Genomic DNA, 16,801 nt, shown 5'->3' with positions numbered 1-16,801 from the left:
CGTCGAATCCGCTCTCAGCCCTTTCCGCCGAACCGTCCGCCCTGGAGTCTGTCCGTGATCACCGCTTCCGGCATCGAGCTGCGCGCCGGCGCCCGCATCCTCATCGAGTCCGCTTCCTTCCGCATCGCCAAGGGCGACCGCATCGGCCTGGTCGGCCGCAACGGAGCGGGCAAGACGACCCTCACCAAGTGCCTCGCGGGCGAGGGCCAGCCCGCCGGCGGCCAGATCGCCCGCTCCGGCGAGGTCGGCTACCTCCCGCAGGACCCGCGCACCGGCGACCTCGACACGCTGGCCCGCGACCGCATCCTCTCCGCCCGTGGCCTCGACGTCCTCATCAAGAAGATGCGGATGAACGAGGAGCGCATCGCCAACGGCAGCGGCGCCACCCGCGACAAGGCGATGAAGCAGTACGAGCGCCAGGAGACCGAGTTCCTCACCAAGGGCGGGTACGCCGCCGAGGCAGAGGCCGCGACCATCGCCGCCGCCCTCGGCCTCCCCGACCGCGTCCTCGGCCAGCCGCTGCACACGCTCTCCGGTGGTCAGCGCCGCCGGGTCGAGCTGGCCCGGATCCTGTTCTCCGACGCCGACACCCTGCTCCTCGACGAGCCCACGAACCACCTCGACGCCGACTCCATCGTCTGGCTGCGCGACTACCTCAAGACCTACCGCGGTGGCTTCATCGTCATCTCCCACGACGTCGACCTCGTCGAGACCGTCGTGAACAAGGTCTTCTACCTGGACGCCAACCGCTCGACGATCGACGTCTACAACATGGGCTGGAAGCTCTACCAGCAGCAGCGCGAGGCCGACGAGAAGCGCCGCAAGCGCGAGCGGCAGAACGCCGAGAAGAAGGCGGCCGCCCTCAACTCGCAGGCCGACAAGATGCGCGCCAAGGCCACCAAGACCGTCGCCGCGCAGAACATGGCCAAGCGCGCCGAGCGCCTGCTCTCGGGCCTGGACGCGGTCCGCGTCTCCGACAAGGTCGCCAAGCTCCGCTTCCCGGAGCCCGCGCCCTGCGGCAAGACCCCGCTGACCGCGGAGGGCCTCTCCAAGTCGTACGGCTCGCTCGAGATCTTCACCGATGTGAACCTCGCGATCGACAAGGGTTCGCGCGTCGTCATCCTCGGCCTCAACGGCGCGGGCAAGACCACGCTGCTGCGGCTGCTCGCCGGGGCCGAGAAGGCCGACACCGGCGAGGTGACCCCGGGCCACGGCCTCAAGCTCGGCTACTACGCCCAGGAGCACGAGACGCTCGACCCGGAGCGCACCGTCCTGGAGAACATGCGCTCCTCCGCGCCCGACCTCGACCTCGTCGAGGTGCGCAAGACGCTCGGTTCCTTCCTCTTCTCCGGTGACGACGTCGACAAGCCGGCCGGGGTCCTCTCCGGTGGTGAGAAGACCCGCCTCGCCCTCGCGACCCTGGTGGTCTCCTCGGCGAACGTGCTGCTCCTTGACGAGCCGACCAACAACCTCGACCCGGCCAGCCGCGAGGAGATCCTCGGCGCGCTGCGCACGTACAAGGGCGCGGTCGTGCTCGTCACGCACGACGAGGGCGCGGTCGACGCGCTGGAACCGGAGCGGATCATCCTGCTCCCGGACGGTGTCGAGGACCTGTGGGGTCCGGACTACAAGGACCTGGTGTCCCTCGCCTGATCAGCCGGCTCCCTCGCCTGATCATCTCGCTATGGATCATTCGGCTCATGGGTGATCCTTCATCTGAGTGAGGGCGTCTCGTACTCCCCGGCGCGGCCCTGTGCGGAATCCTTCCGCCAGGGCCGCGCCGTCTTCGTTCCTCCGGTGCGGCGCTGACCTGGCACTTCCTGGCCGGGGGCGGCCGGGAGCGGGGATCATGCCCACCGGAATCGAAGATTCCGCTCGTGGCGACGGTCTGTCGGAGCACAAACCCGGCGGCACGGACCTTGTCGAATGGGTGGCCAGGACGTCCGGAAGGGGTGATCATGAGAAGTCCAGAGCGCACTTCCCATGAGGAGGCACGGGTGGCCGAGACTCTGAAGAAGGGCAGCCGGGTGACCGGCGCCGCGCGCGACAAGCTCGCGGCAGACCTGAAGAAGAAGTACGACTCCGGTGCGAGCATCCGGGCGCTGGCCGAGGAAACCGGCCGCTCCTACGGATTCGTCCACCGGATGCTCAGTGAGTCCGGAGTCACGCTGCGTGGACGCGGCGGAGCGACACGGGGCAAGAAGGCCGCCTCGGCCTGACTGGGCGCGGTTCGTCGGGTCCATCGGTTCTCGCGGTGGCCACCCGGTCGCCCGTGCGGCCGACCGGGTGGTTACTGTGCAGTCACTTAGCAGTGCTGCACCGGAACCGGAGGCGCCCCATGACTTCGCTCGACTCTGTGCTCGTGTTCGACAAGGACGGTGTACGGCTCACCGTCGAGGACGCCGTTGCCACGGTGACTCTGACCAATCCGGCGAAGCGCAACGCCCAGTCTCCCGCTCTGTGGCGGGCGTTGACGGAGGCCGGCCGGTCACTGCCGGGCAGCGTGCGGGTCGTCGTCCTGCGCGGCGAGGGCAAGTCCTTCTCCGCCGGGCTCGACCGGCAGGCGTTCACGCCCGAGGGCTTCGACGGAGAGCCGTCCTTCCTGGACCTGGCACGGGGTTCGGACGAGGACCTGGACGCGGTCATTTCCGAGTACCAGGAGGCGTTCACCTGGTGGCGCCGTAGCGACATCGTGTCGATCGCGGCCGTCCAGGGGCACGCCATCGGCGCCGGCTTCCAGCTCGCCCTCGCCTGCGACCTGCGGGTCGTCGCCGACGACGTGCAGTTCGCCATGCGCGAGACCAGCCTGGGACTCGTCCCCGACCTCACCGGCACGCACCCGCTCGTGGGTCTTGTCGGCTATGCCCGTGCGCTCGAAATCTGCGCCACGGGCCGCTTCGTCCACGCGCAGGAGGCCGAGCGCATCGGCCTCGCCAACATCGCCGTGCCCGTCGACGAACTCGACGGCGCCGTACGGGACTTGACCGCCGCGCTGCTCGCCGGGCCGCGCGACGCGGTGATCGAGACCAAGGCGCTGCTCCAGGGTGCCTCCGACCGTACGTACGAGGCCCAGCGCACCGCCGAACGCGCCGCCCAGGCCCGCCGCCTGCGCGACCTGGCGGGACTGGGGGACTGAGACCGCGGGGACGGCGGTCCTTCAGCGGATCTCGGCGACCAGGACCGTGACCGCCGTCGCCGCGGGGGCCGCTTCGGCTGCCCGGGTGCGGGCGGCTCGGGCCACGTCGAGGGCGCGGTGACCGGGGAAGACCGCCAGTTCCACCCGTAGCGCCCCGGGTGTGCGGTGGACCGGGCGGCCCAGCACCGACGTCAGCCCCGCCACGCCCGGCACACCGAGTACCGCCCGGGCCACCGGGTCATCGGTCGTCGGCCTGGCGGTCACCCGGGCGGCGGTTCGCCCAGGTGGGGGAGTGGTGGCCGGGGAATCCGGAGCCGCCTCCGCGAGACCCGTCACCCGCAGGTCCACCGCCACCACCGCGAGCCCCAACTCCCGCTCCGCCGAGGCGAACAGCGCCCCGCGCACGGCCTCGGCCAGCTCCGGCAGCGGCCGGTCCGCCACCCGCGCGGCCTCCGCCGCGAACTCCCCGGTGATCCGCAGCGTCCCCGGCGGCAGCCCGCCCGGCGGTACGGGCCACGGCGCCTTCCGGCCGGCTGTCGCGAGCCCCACCCGCAGCGCCCCCGGTACCACGCCCCGTACCGCTCCCGCCGCCCGCAGCAGCACCGCCCGGGCCGCGCGCTCCGCCAGCCACGCGCCGTCCGCCGCCTCCCCGAGCGGCAGCAGCCGGCCGGGGCCGAGCCGCTCGCGTACCGCGCTCGCCGCCGCCGGCGCCCATCCCACCCCAGGTGTCGTCGTCATTGCTCCAGCCTAATGTGGGCAAAGGCACAGATATCTCCATGGAAGGGATGAAAGGTGATGAATGATCCCGCACACCCCAAGGAACCGTCCGTGACCAAGCGGGGCGGCGGCGATCCGGCCGCCCGCGGCCGCACCACCATCGCCGACGGCGTCGTCGAGAAGATCGCCGGACTGGCCGCCCGTGAGGTCGACGGGGTCCACGCCATGGGCAGCGGGTTCTCCCGCACGCTCGGCGCCGTACGCGAACGGGTGCCCGGCGGAGGAGGGACCAAGTCGGGCGTCACGCGGGGCGTGAAGGCCGAGGTCGGCGAGGTGCAGACCGCGCTCGACCTGGAGATCGTCGTCGAGTACGGCGTCTCCATCGCCGACGTCGCCGGGGCCGTGCGCGAGAACGTCATCGCCGCCGTCGAGCGGATGACCGGCCTCGAGGTCGTCGAGGTCAACATCGCCGTGAGCGACGTGAAGCTGCCGGACGAAGAGGAAGAAGTGCCGGAGACGCGGCTCCAGTAGCCGCTGGCGTCCCGGCGGAAAGGGCTCAGCATGAGCATGGCGGTGGTCGGCCTGGTGGCCGGAATGGCTCTCGGATTCGCCGGATACTTCGGCGGCTTCGGGGCGTTCGTGCTGGTCGCGGCCTTGGGCGCGGTCGGCTTCGTCGTCGGGCGGTTCCTGGAGGGGGACCTCGAACCCGGCGACTTCTTCCGGGGTCGCGAGCGCGGCGACCGGCGGCGGTGACCGGTGGCAGTCGACCGGGTGGGTCCGGCCGGCCGTGGGGCGACGACGATCGCCGACCGGGTCGTCGCCAAGATCGCCGCGCGCGCCGCGCGGGAGGCCCTCGACGTGGTGCCCCCGGGCGGCTCGGCACCGCACGCCTCGGTCGTCGTGCTCCGTGACACGGCCCGGGTCTCGGTCAGCCTGGAGCTCGGCTACCCCGCCGACCTCGGCCGGCAGTGCGGCGCGGTGCGCAGCCAGGTGATGCGTCGCGTACGGGAGCTGGCGGGCATGGAGGTTCCCGAGGTGGCCGTCCACGTCGAGCGGCTGCACTCCCCGCGTACGGCGCGGGAGTCGGACGGGCGGAGGCTGCGATGACGACGGACACGGGCGCCGAGGACGTACCGGTACTGGAGGATCCCCCTGCGGCGGCAGGGGCGCCCCGCTTCTGGGCGGTACGGAGGATCCCGGCGGCCCTGATCGCGCTGATCGTTCTCGGCGGCACGGGCCTGCTGCTCTACGACGTCGCCGCCGTACGGGCCGACCGTACGGCGATGGCCTGGCGCCGCGAACTCGCCGACGACCTGGCGACCCGGCCGCTCGACAACGCCTGGGTGCTGGCGGGCGCGATCGTAGCGGTCGTTCTCGGTGTCTGGCTGCTGATCCTGGCGTTCACGCCGGGGCTGCGGGCGGTGCTGCCGATGCGCCGCGCCCACACCGACGTACGGGCCGGACTCGACCGGAAGGCGGCGGAGCTGACGCTGCGGGACCGGGCGATGGAGGTCTCGGGCGTGCAGTCGGTACGGGTACGGATGGGGCGCAAGAAGGTCGCGGTCCGGGCGGTCTCGCACTTCCGCGAACTCGACGAGGTCCGCGCCGACGTGGAGAGCGTCCTCGGCACCGGCATCGACGACCTGGGCCTCGCGCGGCCGCCGGCGCTGACGGTCCGGGTGGGCCGCCCGCCGACGAAGGGGGGACGGGTGTGACCGTCGTCCTGCGCCGCGTCAACCGCGTGCTGCTCGCCCTGATCGGCCTTGCGCTCGTCGCCGCCGGCGGGGCGGTCCTCGCCGCCGGGTTCGACCTGGCGGTGCCGTCGTGGTGGCCGTGGTCGGGCCCCTCCGACGTGCTGGTGAGCCGGGCGGACCGGCTGCGGTGGCGCGACGAGGGCTGGTGGTGGCCGGTGGTGATCGCCGTCCTGGGCGTCGTCGTGCTGCTCGCCCTGTGGTGGCTGCTGGCCCAGTTCCGGCGCGCCCGGCTGGCGGAGGTCCTCATCGACACGGGGGACGGGGAGGGGGCGACGCTACGGGGCCGGACCCTGGAGAGCGTCCTGGAGGCGGACGCGGTGGCCCAGGACGGCGTGGCCCGCGCCCGGGTAGCCCTGACGGGCCGCCGCACGGCCCCGAGAACGCGGGTGGCGTTGCTCCTGGAACCGTACGCGTCCCCAGGCGCTGCGCTGACGGCCTTGTCCACGGAGGCCCTCTCCAACGCCCGCACCTCAACGGGCCTCCCCGCTCTACCCACGGAGGCCCGCCTCCGCGCGGTCAAACACCGTGCGCGGAGGGTGACGTGAGGTCCTCTCAGAAGCCGTGACGCGCGCCGCCGTCCACCGACAGCATCACGCCCGTCACGTACGACGCCGCCGGCGACAGCAGGAACGCTGCCGTACGGCCGTACTCCTCCGGCGTGCCGTAGCGGCGCAGCGGGATGCGGGACTCGTTCGTCGTGCGGGACGCGTCCGCGTCGCCCGACAGGGCGTCCAGTTGGCGCACCCGGTCCGTGTCGATCCGGCCCGGTAGGACGCCCACCACCCGGATGCCCCGCGGGCCCAGGTCCCCCGCCAGGGACTTCGCGAAGCCGGCGAGGCCCGGCCGCAGGCCGTTGGAGATCGTCAGGCCCGGGATCGGCTCGTGGACCGAGCCCGACAGGACGAAGCCGATGACCCCGCCCTCGGCCAGCGCCTCCGCCGCCGCCCGCGCCATCCGCACCGCCCCCAGGAACACGCTGTCGAACGCCGCCGCCCACTGCTCGTCGGTGTTGTCCGCGGCGAAGCCCGGCGCAGGACCGCCCACGCTCACGAGGATGCCGTCGAAGCCCCCGAACCGGGACCGCGCCTCCGCGATCAGCCGGGCCGGCGCCTCCGGGTCCGCGTTGTCGGCGGCCAGACCGGCCGCGTTCGGACCCAGCTCCGCGACCGCCTCCGCGACCGTCTTCTCCTCGCGCCCGGTGACCAGCACCTTCGCGCCCTCGGCGAGCAGCGCTTCGGCCGAGGCACGGCCGAGCCCCCGCGTCCCGCCGGTCACCACGTACACCCGGTCCTTCAGTCCAAGATCCATGCGCCCTATCCTGCCGCGTCCTCCGCGCCCAGCGCGAGAGCGGTCCCCACCAGACCGATGTGGCTGAACGCCTGCGGGAAGTTGCCCAGCTGACGCCGCGCCACCGGGTCGTACTCCTCCGCGAGCAGCCCGACGTCGTTACGGAGCTCCAGCAGGCGCTCGAACAGCTCCCGCGCCTCGTCCTCCCGCCCCGTCATCCGCAGCGCGTCCGCCATCCAGAACGAGCAGACCAGAAACGTTCCCTCGCCGCCCGGCAGGCCGTCGACCGAGCGGCCCTTCGTGCTGTAGCGGCGCACGAAGCCGCCGTGCGTCAGCTCCTCCCGTACCGCGTCCACCGTCCCCACCACCCGCGGATCGTCCGCCGGCAGGAACCCGACCCGGGGGATCAGCAGCGTCGCCGCGTCCAGCTCCTGGGAGCCGTACGACTGGGTGAAGGTGTTGCGCTCGGGGTCGTACCCCTTGTCGCACACCTCCGCGTGGATCTCGTCCCGCAGCACCCTCCACCGCGCCGGATCACCGCGCAGCGAAGGGTCGGACTCCAGCGTGCGCACCGCTCGGTCGGCCGCCACCCAGGCCATCACCTTCGAGTGCACGAAGTGCCGGCGCGGCCCGCGCACCTCCCACAGCCCCTCGTCCGGCTCCCGCCAGGTCGACTCCAGGAAGCCGAGCAGGCTCAGCTGCAGGTTCCAGGCGGGCGCGGCCGGCGGAATCCCGGCCTCCCGCGCCATCAGGAGCGAGTCCATGACCTCGCCGTACACGTCGAGCTGGAACTGCTCCACGGCCGCGTTCCCGATCCGTACCGGCGCCGAGTCGCCGTGGCCGCGCAGCCAGGGCAGCTCCATCTCGGGCAGCCGCCGCTCACCGGCCGGCCCGTACATGATCTGCAGATCGGCCGGATCGCCCGCCACCGCCCGCAGCAGCCAGTCACGCCACGCCGCCGCCTCGTCGACGTAACCGGCCGAAATGAGCGCATCGAGGGTGAAGGTGGAGTCGCGCAGCCAGCAGGAGCGGTAGTCCCAGTTCCGTACGCCGCCGATCTCCTCCGGCAGGGAGGTGGTCGGGGCGGCCATGATCCCGCCGGTCGGTGCGTAGGTGAGCGCCTTCAGGGTGAGCAGCGAGCGCAGCACCTCCTCGCGGTACGGCCCCTCGTACGTGCAGCGCGACGCCCAGTCCCGCCAGTCCGTCAGACACTGGTCGAGCGCGCTGAACGGATCGATCAGCTCGGGGCGCGGCTCGTGCGACGGGTGCCAGGTGAGCACGAACGCGACCTTCTCGCCCGCGTCGACCGTGAACGACGAGCAGGTCGAGAACTGCTGCCCCCAGGTCTTCACCGGCGGCTCGCTCCGGAACCAGACCGAGTCGGGCCCCGCGACGGCCACCCGGTGGCCGTCGCTGCGCCGCACCCACGGCACGATCGAGCCGTAGTCGAAGCGCAGCCGGAGCACCGAGCTCATCTCGACGGTGCCGCTGACGCCCTCCACGATCCGCATGACATCGGGCGCCGTGTCGCGCTGCGGCATGAAGTCGACGACCTTCACGGTGCCCGTACGGGTCTCCCAGTACGTCTCCAGGACCAGCGAGTCGCCGGCGTAGCCCCGGGTGGTGCAGGTCGTGGCGCCCTTGGGCGCGATCCGCCAGTGGCCGTTCTCCTCGTCGCCGAGGAGCGCGGCGAAGCAGGCCGCCGAGTCGAAGCGCGGCAGACACAGCCAGTCGATCGACCCGTCGCGTCCGACGAGCGCGGCGGTCTGGAGATCGCCGATGAGGGCGTAGTCGTCGATACTTTGCGTCACGCTTTGGCGTGTTCCCGCACGGAACGACGGTCAATCAGCGGGCCGCTGTGGCCTACACCGCGGCGGGCTCAGGTTCGGGAGCCCCCGTGCCGCCCTCGGTGCGGGCCGCGGCCTCCCGGTCCTTCTTCTCGCGACGCACCAGGATCACCCAGCCGACGGGCACACCGGCCGTGAAGAGCCACCACTGAACGGCGTACGCCATATGTGCGCCGATCGAGTCGTGGTCGGGCTCGGGGACCGTTTCGGGGGAGCCGCCGGGCGGCTCGGGCGCGGTCTGCTCGACGTAGCCGCCGAGCACGGTGAGGCCGGTCAGCTCGGCCTGCTGGGCGCTGTTGATCAGCATCACCTGACGGTCCGGCAGCCCGCGCAGGTCCTTGATGCCGCTGGCGCCGGTCGTCTCGTCGGCCTTGAGCCGGCCGGTCACGGTCACCTGACCCTTGGGGGCGGGCGGGACCTCGGGGTACGCCTTCTGGTCCGGTGAGGCGGGGACCCAGCCGCGGTTGACGACGACGGCCCTGCCGTCCTTCAGGACCAGCGGGGTGAGCACCATGACGCCCTGCTGGTCGTCGGCGTTCGTGCGCCGCCGGACGACGACCTCGTGGGCGGTGTCGAAGGTGCCGGTGGCCGTGACCGTACGCCAGTAGTCGGCGCGCGGGACGGTGTGGCCGGGGGAGGTCAGCTCCTCGACGGGGCGGGGCTTCGCCTGGAGGTTGTCCGCGATCAGGGCGTTCTGGGCGACCCGCCGCTCGTGCCGGTGGAACTGCCAGAAGCCCAGCTCGATCATCGTCGGGACGAGGGCGAGGGCGACGAGGGTGAGGATCACCCACTGCCGGGACAACAGGAAGCGGTACACCCCATGACCGTACAACTGTGGTCATGGGGTGCACGCACGGGGGTTCCGGTCGGACCGTTCGACCGGGCTCCCGGCCGGCCGCTCGACCGGGCTCCCGGGTCAGACCCTGTCGACGATGCCCGCCTTTCCCTCCGCGCGGGCGCAGTGGGCGCCGCAGTACCAGTTCCCCTCGACCTCGACGCCCTGGCCGATGATCGACACCCGGCAGTGCTCACAGATCGGCGCCATGCGGTGAATGGCGCAGGAGAAGCAGTCGAAGACGTGCACCGCGCCCTGCGCGTGCACCTCGAAGGACATGCCGTAATCGTTTCCGCAGACCTCACAACGTGCCATGCGCCACAGGGTGCTGCTCCCGCCGGACGAGGTGAAGGCGGCACGCCCGGTGCGTCACCCGTCTGCCGGGGCCACGTCCCGCAGCAGCTGGGTGAAGGCGGCCTCGTCGACGATCGGGGTGGCGAAGGACTTCGCCTTCACCGTCTTGGAGGTGGCGGCGTCCGGATCGTTCGTCACCAGCAGGCTCGTCAGCCGGGAGACGCTGGTGGCGACATGGAGACCCGCTTCGACGGTGCGGTCCTCAAGGAGCTCGCGGTCGATGGAGGTGTCGCCCGAGAACGCCACCCGCATGCCCTGCTTGAGTGGTTTGTCCGCTTCGTAACGCCCAGGGTTCGGGTAGGGGCACGGCGGCCGCTTCCGCGAGGGCCGCCAGCCGTTCGCGTGGTACGAGACCTGGTGGCCGATCCGGGCGGCCGGGGCGGGCGTGGACACCCACTCCGTCAGCGGCCGGCACTCAAGGAGCGGCAGCCGTACGTTCCGCTCCGCCGCAGTGTGCAGGCTCGGCCGGAACGCCTCGGCGAGCACCCGGGCGTCATCGAGCGCGTTGTGCGCCCGCTGCTGGACGACGCCGTAGTGCGCGGCCAGCGACTCCAGCTTGTGGTTGGGCAGCGGGAGGGACAGCTCCTTGGCGAGGGCGATGGTGCACAGCCGCTGCCGCACGGGCGCGGTGCGCTCGGCCCGCGCGTACTCGCGGGCGATCATCGACCAGTCGAAGAGCGCGTTGTGCGCCACCAGGACCCGGCCGTCGAGCCGCGCGGAGAACTCGGCGGCGATCTCCGGGAAGAGCGGCGCGCCCTCCAGCAGGTCACTGGTCAGCCCGTGGATCCAGACAGGACCGGGGTCCCGCTCCGGATTGACCAGCGTGTACCAGTGGTCCTCGACGTTCCCCTGGGCGTCCAGGCGGTAGACGGCAGCCGACACTATCCGGTCGTCGCGGGCGAGTCCGGTGGTCTCCACGTCGACGACCGCGTACCCCTGTGGGTAGGCGGTCGGCCACGCTGCGGCTGTCGTACGGTCGTCGAGCATGGTCACTGAGAATACGGGCCCCGACTGACACCCCGACCCCCTGGTGTCCCTCCCGCCGCCGGGAACCGGCCATCCGGCGGACGGCCGGCCCGCCCCGCAGGGCCCATGGGCCGCACCCCGTACGGGAGTTCACCGGGTCGGGTCAGGGGGCGGCCAGCAGCCCCTCCACCAGGGCCCGTACGGAGGTGGTGAAGAGGCGTTCCGTGTCGATCGGGCGCGCCAGGGCGCGGGTGAGGGCGGGGTCGTCCGGGTCGGTCGTGACCGTCTCCCAGAGTTCCTCCTCGGCGGGGGACTGGGTCGGGGCCCGCTCGCGGTTGCGCTCCACCAGGACGTGGCCCACGACCTGGAGCTGCACCGCCCGGACCGCCTCCGCCGCCCGCGCGCCGCGCAGCCCCGCCGCGTGGACCTCGTGGGCGAGGGTGCGCTGGGCGGGCAGGAACATCCGTTCCGTCAGGCCCCGTTCGTGGACCATCGCCACCAGGTGCGGACGGTCCCGCAGCTCGCGGCGGAGCGCCCGGGCCACCGAGACGATCCGCTCGGCGGGGGTGCGGCCGTGCGCGGTGATCGTGGCGAGATCGGCGACCGTACGCTCGACCAGCGCGTCGAGGAGGGACTCGCGGTTGCCGACGTGCCAGTAGATCGAGGTGACCGCCGTGCCGAGCTCGGCCGCGAGCTTGCGCATGGTGAGGGCGTCCGGGCCGTGCTGCTTCACCAGAGCCGCCGCGGCCGCCAGTACCTCCTCGCGGGTGAGTGCGCTGCGCGCCATCCGTCCCCCAATTCTCCTCGGTGCACGACTCTTTACCCTTCATCGCGGCGGGTGTAACTGTGTTACAGGCCGACGGTCCCTGAAGGGTGGTACGTCATGGCACGAGTACGGTACGGGGCGCGCACCGACGCCGAGATCGCGGCGGCCCGCGCCAGAAGCAGCAACCTTCCCGACATCTGGTCCACCGGAGTGGTCGCCGTCTGGGAGACCGATCCGGACGTGGTCGCGGCGGTCCTGCCGCCGCCGCTGAAACCCACCGGGCGGCCCCTCGTCCGGGCCAACATCAGCAAGGTCGACCTGCCCGGCTACCCCCTCGGCGCGGGCTCGGTCGCGGTGGCCGCCGCCCACGGCGCCCAGGAGGGCTGGTACCCGCTCGTCATGCCGATGAGCCTGGAGCGGGCCCTCATCGGCGGCCGTGAGGTCTTCGGCGAGCCGAAGAAGCTCGGCCAGGTCGTCGTCGAACGCGACGGGCTCGTCGTCCACGCCTCCCTCGGCCGGCACGGCATCGACTTCGTCGAGGTGCGCGGCGCCGTCTCCGGACCGCTCCCGCTGCCCGAACCCACCGAGAAGACCGACTTCTACTTCAAGTTCCTGCCGGGCGTGGACGGCACGGGCTTCGACGCCGAGCCCGTGCTGGTGCACTGCCTGCGGAACGAGAAAGTCCGGAAGCTGGAGCAGGTCACCGGCGACATCGTGCTGCGCGAGTCGATGTACGACCCGGTCGCCGACCTCCCCGTACGCCGGATCGTCGAGATCACCATCGGCGAGAAGACCACCGACCAGAAGGGCCGGGTCGTGGAACGGGTCAGCGCCGAGGCCCTCCTGCCGTACATCCACCAGCGCTACGACGACCCGCAGCAGATCCTCGACGGCCCGCCGGAAGGGAGCGTGTGATGGAACTGCGGCAGGGGCAGGTCGCCGTCGTCACCGGCGCGGCGAGCGGCATCGGGCTCGCGTTGGCCCGCCGGTTCGCCGCCGAGGGCCTGGCCGTCGTCCTCGGCGACGTGGAGGAGGCCGCGCTCGCCAAGGCCGCCGAGGAACTGATGGCGGACGGGGCACAGGTCCTCGCCCGTACCGTCGACGTCAGCGACCCGGAGTCCGTACGCGGCCTGGCGGACGCGGCGTTCGACACCTTCGGCGCCGTGCACGTGCTGTGCAACAACGCGGGCGTCGGCTCGGGCGCCGAGGGCCGGATGTGGGAGCACGAGCCCAACGACTGGAAATGGGCCTTCTCCGTCAACGTCTGGGGCGTCTTCCACGGCATCCAGGCCTTCGTCCCGCGCATGATCGCCGGCGGCGAGCCCGGACACGTCGTGAACACCTCCTCGGGCGACGGCGGGATCGCCCCGCTGCCCACCGCCTCCGTCTACGCCGTCACCAAGGCGGCCGTCGTCACCATGACCGAGTCGCTGTACGCGCACCTGAAGGCCGAGCACGCGCGCGTGGGGGCGTCGGTGCTCTTCCCGGGACCGCACATGCTGCGCACCGGGCTGTGGGAGTCGCACCGCAACCGGCCCGAGCGGTACGCCAAGGAGCGGCCGCGCCGTACCCCGTACCGCAGCCTCGACCAGTGGGAGTCGGCCATGAAGGAGGCCGGGCACGAGGTCGCCTTCACGCCGGTCGAGGAGGTCGCGGGGCACGTCGTGGACGGCATCCGCGCGGACCGGTTCTGGATGCTGCCGGCGAGCGAGCACAGCGACCGGCAGATCAGGGCGCGCTCGCAGTCGATGCTCGACCGCGCCAACCCGTCGTACCTGGAGAGCTTCATTCTCGACTGAGGGGGTCTGTCATGGCCGATCCGAACGACCCGTATCTGATCATCTCCTCCGACTGCCACGCCGGTCTGCCCACCGAGCGCTACCGGCCGTACCTCGACTCCCGGTTCCACCGCGACTTCGACGAGTTCCTCGCCGGGCGGGAGGCCCGCCGCGAGGCCATGACCCGGCTCGGGGTGCGCAACGAGGACTTCGCGACCAAGTGGTTCAGCGACAACGAGGAAGGGCTGCGGGGCGGCTGGGACGCCGCCCAACGGCTCAAGGAGCTCGACGGCGACGGGGTGGCGGCCGAGGTCGTCTTCCCGGACGCGGACGCGGTCGACAGCCAGACCGCCGCGCCGTTCGGGGTCGGGCTCGGGCTTTCCGGCGACCAGGACCCGGAGCTCGGCATGGCGGGCGCGCAGGCGCACAACCGCTGGCTGGCGGAGTTCGTCGGGCAGAACCCCGAGCGGCACTGCGGGGTGGCGCTGCTGCCGATCACGGCCGAGCCGTCGAAGGTGGTCGCCGAGATCCACCGGGCGAAGGAGTCCGGGCTCGGGGCGCTGATGATCCCCTCCATGTGGGTGGACAAGGAGCCGTACCACGACCGGCGTTACGACCCGATCTGGGCGGCCGCCGCCGAGACGGGGATGCCACTCGTCACCCACTCGGGCGCGGCGCCGCGCGAGGAGTACGGCGACCATCTCGGCATCTACGTCAGCGAGGTGACCTGGTGGCCGGCCCGGCCGCTGTGGTTCCTGCTCTGGTCGGGGGTCTTCGAGCGCCACCCGGGGCTGAGGTTCGGCGTGGCCGAGTCCGGCTGCTGGTGGCTGCCGAACCTGCTCTGGTTCATGGACCGGCTCTACCTCGGTGCCCACGGCGGCAAGAAGCTGTCCCCGTTCGCGGAGCTGAAGCGGCCGCCGAGCGAGTACCTGGACCGCCAGGTCTTCGTCTGCGCCACCAACACGAAGCGCCGCGAGCTGGCGCAGCGGTACGAGATCGGTGTGGACAACATCCTGTGGGGCTCGGACTTCCCGCATCCGGAGGGGACCTGGCCGAACACGCGCGCGTGGCTGCGGAACACGTTCCACGACATCCCGGTGGCGGAGACGCGTCGGATGCTGGGTCTGGCCGCGGCGGAGGTCTTTGGATTCAATATTCAAATATTGGATCCAATCTCCCGTCGCATCGGGCCGACACCGGCCGATCTCGGCCAGTCGCCCGACCAGGCGGCGGTGGAGGCCTCCTGGGCCCGCTCGCGCGAGGTCGGCCGGCACTGGCTGACGGACCACGACTTCCCCACCCTGGGGGTGAGCTGATGGACCGCTACACGGTCATCTCCGCGGACTGCCACGCCGGCGCCGACCTCCTCGACTACAGGCCGTACCTGGAGAAAAGGCACCACGACGCCTTCGACGCCTGGGCAGCCGGCTACGTCAATCCGTACGAGGACCTGCTCGCCGACACCGCCGACCGCAACTGGAACTCCCAGCGGCGGCTGCGCGAGCTGGAGGAAGACGGCATCGTCGCCGAGGTCGTCTTCCCCAACACCATCCCGCCGTTCTTCCCTTCGGCTTCCCTCATGGCCCCCGCGCCGACGAGCGAGGAGTTCGAGCAGCGCTGGGCGGGGCTGCGCGCGCACAACCGCTGGCTGGCCGACTTCTGCGCGGACGCGCCGGGCCGCCGGGCGGGCGTGGCGCAGATCCTCCTCAACGACGTCGACGAGGCGGTGAAGGAGATCCGCCGTACCAAGGAGGCGGGCCTCACCGGCGGCATCCTCCTGCCGGGCGCCCCGCCCGGCAGCGGGATCCCCGAGCTGTACTCGCAGACGTACGACCCGATCTGGGCGGTCTGCGCGGAGCTGGACATCCCGGTCAACCACCACGGCGGCTCCGCCTCACCGCCGCTCGGCGACGAACCGGCGGCACGGGCGGTGTTCATGGTGGAGACGACGTGGTTCTCGCACCGGGCGCTCTGGCACCTCGTCTTCGGCGGCGCCTTCCGCCGCCACCCCGACCTGAAACTCGTCCTCACCGAGCAGGGCTCGGGCTGGATCCCCGGGGTCGTGGAGATGCTGGACTACTACCACACGCGCCTGGTCGCGGCGGCCTCCCGGGCGGCCACCGCCGAGTCGAAGTTCGGTGCAGGCCTCGCGGAGTCCATGGGCAAGGGCCCGAGCGAGGTCTGGCGCGACAACTGCTTCGTCGGCGCGAGCTTCATGCGCCCGCACGAGGTGCCGCTGCGCGACCGGATCGGCCTCGACAAGATCATGTGGGGCAGCGACTACCCGCACGACGAGGGCACGACGCCGTACTCCCGCGAAGGCCTCCGCATCGCCTACGCGGGTCTCCCGAGGGAGGAGGTCGCGGCGATGGCCGGTGGCAACGCGGCCCGCGTCTACGGCTTCGACCTGCCGTTCCTGGACTCCCTCGCGGCCGTCCACGGCCCGACCGTCGAGGAGATCGCCGAACCCCTGAAGGAGGTCCCCGCGGGCGCCACCAGCCCGGCCTTCGCCCCGGGCGGGTCGGTCCGCGTCTGGTGACGTACCGGGTGAGACCCTCCCCGGGTGACTGACGCGCCCACCCACGACGAGGCCCACGGCGGCGGCCTCGGCACCCGCCTCAACTGGCTCCGGGCCGCCGTGCTCGGAGCCAACGACGGCATCGTCTCCACCGCGGGCCTCGTCGTCGGCGTGGCCGGCGCGACGGAGTCGCAGGCCGCGCTCCTGACCGCCGGCCTGGCGGGCCTGCTCGCCGGATCGATGTCGATGGCGGTGGGGGAGTACGTCTCGGTCTCGACGCAACGGGACGCGGAGAAGGCGGCCCTGGCCCAGGAGCGGCGCGAACTGCGCGACGACCCCGACGCCGAACTGGCGGAGCTGACCGGCCTGTTGTCCGCCCGCGGCCTCAGCCCGGAAGTGGCCCGCGAGGCGGCGGTCCAACTCACCGAACGCGACGCCCTGCGCGCCCACGCGCGCGTGGAGCTCGGAATCGACCCGGACGCGCTCACCAACCCCTGGCACGCGGCCACCGCCAGCTTCCTCGCCTTCACGGCCGGCGCCCTGCTCCCCCTCCTCGCGATCGTCCTCCCACCCCCGTCGACCCGTCTCTGGATCACGGTCCTCTCGGTCCTGGCGGCCCTCGCCCTCACCGGCTGGACCAGCGCCCGCCTCGGCACCGCCCCACCCACCCGAGCGGTCCTCCGCACGGTGGGCGGCGGCGCCCTGGCGATGGCGGTGACGTACGGAGCGGGGTCGCTGCTCGGGGCGGCGGGGGTGTAGGGGGCAGGCCCGTGGGGAATCGGCAGCGGGACGCGAAGTACTGTCCGCAGAGACGGAGTTCGGGGCGTTACGGGAGGGGTGACG

At 72.2% G+C, this 16,801-nt stretch carries 20 protein-coding genes; 13 read left to right on the top strand and 7 right to left on the bottom strand.

The annotated features are described in order from the left end of the window. Positions 1 to 54: 54 nt before the first annotated feature. The 3 genes from Q5762_RS25730 to Q5762_RS25720 all read left to right on the top strand — a co-directional run bounded on the left by Q5762_RS25730 (position 55) and on the right by Q5762_RS25720 (position 3,136). Positions 55 to 1,653, top strand: coding sequence for an ABC-F family ATP-binding cassette domain-containing protein (locus Q5762_RS25730; protein ID WP_315894613.1), 1,599 nt, complete (start codon positions 55 to 57; stop codon positions 1,651 to 1,653). 344 nt (positions 1,654 to 1,997) lie between these two features. Further along, a complete protein-coding gene (locus Q5762_RS25725; protein WP_006123601.1) occupies positions 1,998 to 2,219 on the top strand; it encodes a helix-turn-helix domain-containing protein in 222 nt (73 codons plus the stop codon). Between the two features lie 119 nt (positions 2,220 to 2,338). Beyond that, positions 2,339 to 3,136, top strand: coding sequence for an enoyl-CoA hydratase/isomerase family protein (locus Q5762_RS25720; RefSeq protein WP_315894612.1), 798 nt, complete (start codon positions 2,339 to 2,341; stop codon positions 3,134 to 3,136). Between the two features lie 21 nt (positions 3,137 to 3,157). Here the strand turns inward: Q5762_RS25720 and Q5762_RS25715 are convergent, their stop codons facing one another. Then, positions 3,158 to 3,874 carry a hypothetical protein gene (locus tag Q5762_RS25715; protein ID WP_315894611.1) on the bottom strand — a complete coding sequence of 239 codons (717 nt, stop codon included), beginning with the start codon at positions 3,872 to 3,874 and terminating at the stop codon, positions 3,158 to 3,160. A gap of 57 nt (positions 3,875 to 3,931) precedes the next feature. Between Q5762_RS25715 and Q5762_RS25710 the strand changes: the two genes are divergently transcribed. From Q5762_RS25710 to amaP, 5 genes are read left to right on the top strand one after another with little or no spacing between them, the layout of a single operon-like run. Then, entirely contained in the window at positions 3,932 to 4,384 is a 453-nt protein-coding gene (locus tag Q5762_RS25710) for an Asp23/Gls24 family envelope stress response protein (RefSeq protein ID WP_315894610.1), read from the top strand. Between the two features lie 30 nt (positions 4,385 to 4,414). Continuing rightward, complete coding sequence (locus Q5762_RS25705) at positions 4,415 to 4,606, top strand: hypothetical protein (protein ID WP_315894609.1); 192 nt, start codon at positions 4,415 to 4,417, stop codon at positions 4,604 to 4,606. A gap of 3 nt (positions 4,607 to 4,609) precedes the next feature. After that, a complete protein-coding gene (locus tag Q5762_RS25700; protein ID WP_315894608.1) occupies positions 4,610 to 4,960 on the top strand; it encodes an iron-sulfur cluster assembly protein in 351 nt (116 codons plus the stop codon). Then, entirely contained in the window at positions 4,957 to 5,568 is a 612-nt protein-coding gene (locus Q5762_RS25695; protein WP_315894607.1) for a DUF6286 domain-containing protein, read from the top strand. The genes Q5762_RS25700 and Q5762_RS25695 overlap by 4 nt, the downstream gene beginning before the upstream one ends. Further along, entirely contained in the window at positions 5,565 to 6,152 is a 588-nt protein-coding gene (gene amaP, locus Q5762_RS25690; RefSeq protein WP_315894606.1) for an alkaline shock response membrane anchor protein AmaP, read from the top strand. The genes Q5762_RS25695 and amaP overlap by 4 nt, the downstream gene beginning before the upstream one ends. 7 nt (positions 6,153 to 6,159) lie before the next feature. Here the strand turns inward: amaP and Q5762_RS25685 are convergent, their stop codons facing one another. The 6 genes from Q5762_RS25685 to Q5762_RS25660 all read right to left on the bottom strand — a co-directional run bounded on the left by Q5762_RS25685 (position 6,160) and on the right by Q5762_RS25660 (position 11,683). Next, on the bottom strand, positions 6,160 to 6,915 hold the full coding sequence (locus Q5762_RS25685) for an SDR family oxidoreductase (RefSeq protein WP_315894605.1): 756 nt from the start codon (positions 6,913 to 6,915) through the stop codon (positions 6,160 to 6,162). Positions 6,916 to 6,920: 5 nt separating this feature from the next. Continuing rightward, positions 6,921 to 8,705 (bottom strand): glycoside hydrolase family 15 protein, encoded by a 1,785-nt coding sequence (locus tag Q5762_RS25680; RefSeq protein WP_315894604.1) that lies wholly within the window; start codon positions 8,703 to 8,705, stop codon positions 6,921 to 6,923. 52 nt (positions 8,706 to 8,757) lie between these two features. After that, positions 8,758 to 9,558 (bottom strand): SURF1 family protein, encoded by an 801-nt coding sequence (locus tag Q5762_RS25675; RefSeq protein ID WP_315894603.1) that lies wholly within the window; start codon positions 9,556 to 9,558, stop codon positions 8,758 to 8,760. A gap of 99 nt (positions 9,559 to 9,657) precedes the next feature. After that, positions 9,658 to 9,891, bottom strand: coding sequence for a hypothetical protein (locus Q5762_RS25670; protein ID WP_315894602.1), 234 nt, complete (start codon positions 9,889 to 9,891; stop codon positions 9,658 to 9,660). A gap of 54 nt (positions 9,892 to 9,945) precedes the next feature. After that, on the bottom strand, positions 9,946 to 10,923 hold the full coding sequence (locus Q5762_RS25665) for a DEDDh family exonuclease (protein WP_315894601.1): 978 nt from the start codon (positions 10,921 to 10,923) through the stop codon (positions 9,946 to 9,948). A 136-nt stretch (positions 10,924 to 11,059) separates the two neighbouring features. Continuing rightward, the gene (locus tag Q5762_RS25660; protein ID WP_315894600.1) at positions 11,060 to 11,683 is read right to left on the bottom strand and encodes a helix-turn-helix domain-containing protein; all 624 of its coding nucleotides are present in this window, start codon (positions 11,681 to 11,683) and stop codon (positions 11,060 to 11,062) included. Between the two features lie 96 nt (positions 11,684 to 11,779). Here Q5762_RS25660 and Q5762_RS25655 point away from each other — a divergent pair, with 96 nt between their 5' ends. The 5 genes from Q5762_RS25655 to Q5762_RS25635 are packed head-to-tail and all read left to right on the top strand — an operon-like array spanning position 11,780 to position 16,717. Beyond that, positions 11,780 to 12,577 carry an acetoacetate decarboxylase family protein gene (locus tag Q5762_RS25655; RefSeq protein ID WP_315894599.1) on the top strand — a complete coding sequence of 266 codons (798 nt, stop codon included), beginning with the start codon at positions 11,780 to 11,782 and terminating at the stop codon, positions 12,575 to 12,577. Further along, the gene (locus tag Q5762_RS25650; protein ID WP_315894598.1) at positions 12,577 to 13,461 is read left to right on the top strand and encodes an SDR family NAD(P)-dependent oxidoreductase; all 885 of its coding nucleotides are present in this window, start codon (positions 12,577 to 12,579) and stop codon (positions 13,459 to 13,461) included. The genes Q5762_RS25655 and Q5762_RS25650 overlap by 1 nt, the downstream gene beginning before the upstream one ends. Positions 13,462 to 13,472: 11 nt before the next feature. Then, positions 13,473 to 14,756: an amidohydrolase family protein gene (locus Q5762_RS25645; protein WP_315894597.1), complete on the top strand. Its 1,284-nt coding sequence runs from the start codon at positions 13,473 to 13,475 to the stop codon at positions 14,754 to 14,756. Continuing rightward, complete coding sequence (locus Q5762_RS25640) at positions 14,756 to 15,979, top strand: amidohydrolase family protein (RefSeq protein ID WP_315894596.1); 1,224 nt, start codon at positions 14,756 to 14,758, stop codon at positions 15,977 to 15,979. Before Q5762_RS25645 ends, Q5762_RS25640 begins: the two co-directional genes overlap by 1 nt. Positions 15,980 to 16,003: 24 nt before the next feature. Continuing rightward, on the top strand, positions 16,004 to 16,717 hold the full coding sequence (locus tag Q5762_RS25635) for a VIT family protein (protein WP_315894595.1): 714 nt from the start codon (positions 16,004 to 16,006) through the stop codon (positions 16,715 to 16,717). Positions 16,718 to 16,801 lie beyond the last annotated feature (84 nt).

The organism is Streptomyces sp. P9(2023) (assembly GCF_032436795.1).
GTDB lineage: Bacteria > Actinomycetota > Actinomycetes > Streptomycetales > Streptomycetaceae > Streptomyces.
Note: the sequence above shows the minus strand (reverse complement) of the source record. Positions and strands in the feature narration are given on the sequence as shown.